The sequence below is a fragment of the Hamadaea sp. genome (assembly GCF_013362815.1).
Taxonomy (GTDB): domain Bacteria; phylum Actinomycetota; class Actinomycetes; order Mycobacteriales; family Micromonosporaceae; genus Hamadaea.
Window position 1 is genome coordinate 1 of the sequence record NZ_JABFVK010000095.1, and the last position, 4,791, is coordinate 4,791.

General features: G+C 68.6%; 6 protein-coding genes. All 6 read left to right on the forward strand.

Annotated elements, in window-relative coordinates:
* A partial coding sequence (locus HOV77_RS31065) for a hypothetical protein (protein WP_290868703.1) occupies positions 1 to 646 on the forward strand: 646 nt, incomplete at its 5' end.
* An 11-nt stretch (positions 647 to 657) separates the two neighbouring features.
* The gene (locus tag HOV77_RS31070; protein ID WP_290868706.1) at positions 658 to 3,084 is read left to right on the forward strand and encodes a hypothetical protein; all 2,427 of its coding nucleotides are present in this window, start codon (positions 658 to 660) and stop codon (positions 3,082 to 3,084) included.
* A gap of 10 nt (positions 3,085 to 3,094) precedes the next feature.
* On the forward strand, positions 3,095 to 3,556 hold the full coding sequence (locus HOV77_RS31075; protein ID WP_290868709.1) for a hypothetical protein: 462 nt from the start codon (positions 3,095 to 3,097) through the stop codon (positions 3,554 to 3,556).
* A complete protein-coding gene (locus tag HOV77_RS31080; protein ID WP_126898134.1) occupies positions 3,553 to 4,056 on the forward strand; it encodes a hypothetical protein in 504 nt (167 codons plus the stop codon). The genes HOV77_RS31075 and HOV77_RS31080 overlap by 4 nt, the downstream gene beginning before the upstream one ends.
* Before the next feature lie 9 nt (positions 4,057 to 4,065).
* A complete protein-coding gene (locus tag HOV77_RS31085; protein ID WP_290868716.1) occupies positions 4,066 to 4,308 on the forward strand; it encodes a hypothetical protein in 243 nt (80 codons plus the stop codon).
* A gap of 61 nt (positions 4,309 to 4,369) precedes the next feature.
* The coding region (locus tag HOV77_RS31090; RefSeq protein WP_290868719.1) for an N-acetylmuramoyl-L-alanine amidase at positions 4,370 to 4,791 on the forward strand (422 nt) is incomplete at its 3' end.

Sequence of the window (4,791 nt, forward strand, 5' to 3'; positions counted from 1 at the left end):
GCAGGTCAAGCAGTTCAGCAAGTTCATCGATGTCCTCGCCAAGCGAGGGCTGAACAAGGGCCTGATCAGGCAGATCCTCAACATGGGTCCGGAGGCCGGCTACGCCTACGCGAACGCGCTGGCCGGTGCGGACAAGAGCACCATCTCGTCCATCAATAAGACCCAGTCGGCGATCGACGCCGAGACGAAGAAGCTCGGCAACAAGGGCGCCGACATCCTCTACGACTCCGGCAAGAACGCGGGCAAGGGCTTCCTGAAAGGGCTTGAGGGTCAGCAGAAGGACATCGAGAAGCTGATGCTGAAGATCGCCCAGGGGATGCAGAAGGCGATCAAGAAGGCGCTCGGCATTAAGTCGCCCAGCACTGTCATGGCGAAGCTCGGCGAGTTCTCCACGGTGGGCCTGGCCCGCGGCCTGGTCGACGGCATGCCCGCTCTCGACCGGTCCCTCGCTGCAGTGTCCGGGCGCGTGTCCGGCATTCAGCCTGTCCTCGGCCGGGCGGCCGTGGCGGGACGTGGTGGCGGCGGGTCGGTCATTCAGATCCAGATCGACGGCGCCCTCGACCCGCAGTCCGTCGCCCGGCAGGTCCGCACCATGCTGCTCACCCTCAAGCGCGACCTCGGCGGCGGCGACCTCGGCATCGCCTGAAAGGAGGGCCGGTGACGAATCCCATCGTCGACGTCTTCTTCGGTTCCACGCTGACCTCTTCGGGGCCGACGGCCACGGACATCAGTCGGCACGTCGACCTGATGCGCGGCATCGAGATCGACCGTGGCGCACAGGACGAGCTGTCCGAAATCCAGCCGAGCAGCTGCCGCATCGCCCTCGACAACAGCGACGGCCGCTTCACGCCCGGACGGGCTGCCTCGCCGTACTACCCGAACGTCCGGAAGGGCGTGCCGATCCGGGTGTCGGCGGCGACGTTCACACCGCGAACGGGGTCGTCGCCGTACCCGATGGACATGCTCGGCGACGACTTCGACGACGACCGGATTTCCAGCACGCTGTGGCCCAACTCGTATGGCGGAGTGTCGGAGGTGGGCGGCCGCGCCCGTATCCCCGTCGTTCCCGGGGTGACGGCCGGCTACCAGTCCGCGCGGGAGTGGACACTGGTCGGCAGCAAGCTCACCGCGAGGCTGGTCACCCTTCCGGCCGTCGGCGGTTCGTCGTCGGCGGTGTGCTCGATGTGGGTCAACTCGACCACCTCGGGGACCAGGTTGGGCTGGCGGTACAACGCCGTGACCGGCCTGGTCTCCGCCGAGTCGCAGACCGGATTCTCCGATGGCGCCGCCGTCTCCTTCACCTACTCGCCGTTCAGCTACATGTGGCTGCGGGTACGCGAGGCGGGCGGCACGGTGTTCTGGGAGTCGTCCAGCGACGGCGCCGCCTGGACGACGCGCCGCTCCCTGGCCGCGCCAGCGTGGGTGACCAGCCAGACCCACGCCGTGGAGATCGCCGCGACCCGCACCGGCGGGGTCGCCGACTACTGCGAGTGGGACTACGTCGGCGCGACCGTGCACCCGCGCTTCTTCGGCACGGTCCAGAGCTGGCCGACCACCTGGAAGGGCCTCAGCTCCACCGCCACGATCACGTGCACGGACCTGCTGACCTGGTCCAGCATCGTCAAGGAGCTCCAGCCGATGCTGGTTCAGGAAGTCCTCCTCGACCGGCCGACCGTGTTCTTCCCGCTGACCGAGCCGTCCGACAGCACCAGCGCCGGAAACATCGCGGGCACTGCCGGCGTCGGAAGCCTGTCCATCGTGCAGGCCGGGTCCGGCGGAACGCTGGAGTTCGCCGGCGGCGTGGGCCCGAACGGGCAGCCCTGCCCGGTGTTCACGCCCGCCTCGTCGTCTGCGGGGAAGTACCTCTCGGCGGACCTGGGGCCGAACGTCACCGATGCCAACGCGTCCTTCCGGCTGCGAGTCGAGTGCTGGTTCTCAACCAGCACGAAGGACCGTGTGCTGCTGGCCATGACCTCGTCGGATGCAGAAACCAAGATGGTCATGTCGCTCAACAGCGCGTCGGGCGGACTGCAGGTTCAAGTCCAAAGCCCCGGCTCGGCGCTGGTGGCAACCCTGTGGGGAACGCCGGACCTGGCCGACGGCCAGCTGCACCACCTCGTCTACAACGAGTTCACCGGCGAGGTCGCCGTCGACGGTGTCACCTACTCGGCGTCAAACTTCAGCCCGAACGACCAGCGCCTGCTGTACGTGGGCGGGTTCCAGAACACCCGCCTGTGGAACGGGCTGATCTCCTATGTGGCGCTGTACGTGCGGTCGGTCACGACGGCCGACCTCACCCCGCACTACACGACCGGCACGACCGGTCACGCAGGGGAGAGCGCCTCGGCCCGCATGTCCCGGCTGGCCTCTTACGTCGGGCTGGCCGTGACCACCCAGGGGTCCGCGTTCGACGCCGTGGCGTCGCAGGCAGACCTCGGCCGCAGCGCCCTGGAGCACATGCGGGACATCGCCCGGACCGAGTCCGGGAAGCTGCTCACCAACAGGTCCAGCGGCATCCCGTTGATCTTCCAGTCCAGGGACCTGCGCTACAACCCGGTGGCCGCCCTGACGCTCGACTACGCGGACCTTGAGACTACCGACTTCGAGTACGCCTACGACGACCAGAAGGTCGTCAACGCCGTCACGGCGAGCAGGCCGGGCGGCGCCACTCAGCGTGTCATCAGTCAGGCATCGATCGACGCCTACGGTGAGAAGCCGCAGGACTTGGCGCTGCTGAAGAACACCGACAACTCGGCGGCCGACGCGGCGAACTGGCTGATCAGCCGGTACGCCGACCCGCCGCCCGAGGCACGGCAGGTTCCCGTCGAGGCGTACAGCATGCCGATCGCCACCTACCGCGCCCTGCTGAACGCGGACGTATCCACAGTGCTCGGGCTGACCGCCCTGCCTAGCCAGGCCCCAGGCAGCACAGCCACCGCCGTCATCGAGGGCTACACGGAGCGCATCGGGCTGCGGCAGCACCACCTCGACTTCCACACCAGCCGGGCCGACACCGACACCGTGTGGGTCCTCGACGACTCCACCTACTCGGTCCTCGACTCCACCACCCGACTCGCCTACTAGGAGGTGCGCTGTGCTCATCCCCGTCGTGCGGGCCGAAGCGTTCTACCTGCCGCCACCCGACCAGCCCGCCGACGCCTGGGCGCTGGTGTCGCCGGCGGAGCGGGTGTTCCGCTGGGTCGAGTTGCGGCAGCAGCGCCGCCTCGAACCACCGGCCGGGTTCGTCCTCGGGCACCAGCTGTACGCCCGGATCAACCACAACCGGTGGGTGGCCGACTGCCCGTGCGGATCCGCGCAGGTCGTCACCCCCACCGACCCGCGGCTGGCGTGCACCGAGTGCGGGGCCGGCTGGTTCCGGCTCGTCTTCCCCGAAGACCCGGAGGCCGCCGAGGCGGAGGTTGCCGACGAGCTGCCGCACGAACGGAACTGGTGGCACCCGGACGACCCGAGCTGGGACCGGCCGGTTCAGCAGCCTGCCGATCCACAGCTTGTGGAGCCCGTGGTCACCAGCCTGCTCGGGGGAGGTAGGGCATGACGTTCGCACCGAGGACCTGGGTTGTCGGAGAGGTCGTCACCGCGGCCCTGCTCAACCAGGAGATCCGCGACCAGTTCAACAGCATGTTCGCCGCGTGGACGTCGTTCACTCCGACGTGGACCGCGGCCACCACCAACCCGGTGCTGAACAACGGCACACTCGTCGGCCGGTACATGAAGATCGGCCGCACGATCAACTACCACATCAACCTGATTCCTGGCTCCACGACGACGTTCGGTTCCGGCGGATACAGCTTCGACCTGCCTGCGACGTCAGCGAACGCCGGCGCCTCCTACGTCGGCTGCTCGCACCTGCTGGCCGGAGGCACGAGGTACGGAGGGCAGAACGTCGTCAGCCCGAACGCCACCACCACGTCGCCCTTCTTCCCCCCGAACTCGACGACCTCGACGCTGTCGCAGTTGTCGCCCACCGTCCCCATCAACCCGCTCGCAAGCGGCCACCAGCTGCGCGTCACTGGCGTCTACGAAGCCGCCGCCTAGGAGCCTCTCGTGCCCGATCTCGGACTGAGCATCACCGCCACCGACACCCGGCCCGCCTACGAGGTAGTCGTCAACGACGGCGGAGCAGACGGCGGAACCACCGCCCAGCTGTACATCGGGGGCAACCCCGCCAGCATCCCGCCGGACGCACTGGACGCCGCGGTCAAGGCACTCGCCGACAGCCTCGCCACGATCCCCGGCTACAGCACGGTCAGCATCCGTCGCCTCACTGTGGCCGGCGCCAGCATCTAGCCCCGCCCCGCCTCGCCGCCCCGTGCCTGCTGGCCGGGGCCTCCTTCATGTCTGGAGCAACATGGCCACGCCACCGCCTGCAAGAACCTTCCTGCAACGCCTCATCGACGAGGGCGTATCCGTCGTCGAAGTCGGCAGCTGGGAGACCCACAACCGCAACAGCAAGGGGCCGTGGGGCGAAGTCCACGGTGTGATGATCCACCACACCGTGACCAAGGGCACCGCCAACACGGTGAAGATCTGCCGCGACGGGCACGCCTCCCTGCCCGGCCCGCTGTGCCACGGCGTCATCGCCAAGGACGGCAAGGTCCACCTCGTCGGCTACGGCCGGGCCAACCACGCCGGCCTCGGCGACCCCGACGTCCTCGCCGCGGTCATCGCAGAGCGGCGGCCGCCCCTCGACAACGAGGCCACCGTCGACGGCAACCGGGCCTTCTACGGCTTCGAGTGCGAGAACCTCGGCGACAACAAGGACCCGTGGCC

Excerpts from the sequence above, each read along its gene's own strand:
- HOV77_RS31080 (WP_126898134.1), top strand. The coding sequence starts at position 3,553 with ATGACGTTCGCACCGAGGACCTGGGTTGTCGGAGAGGTCGTCACCGCG.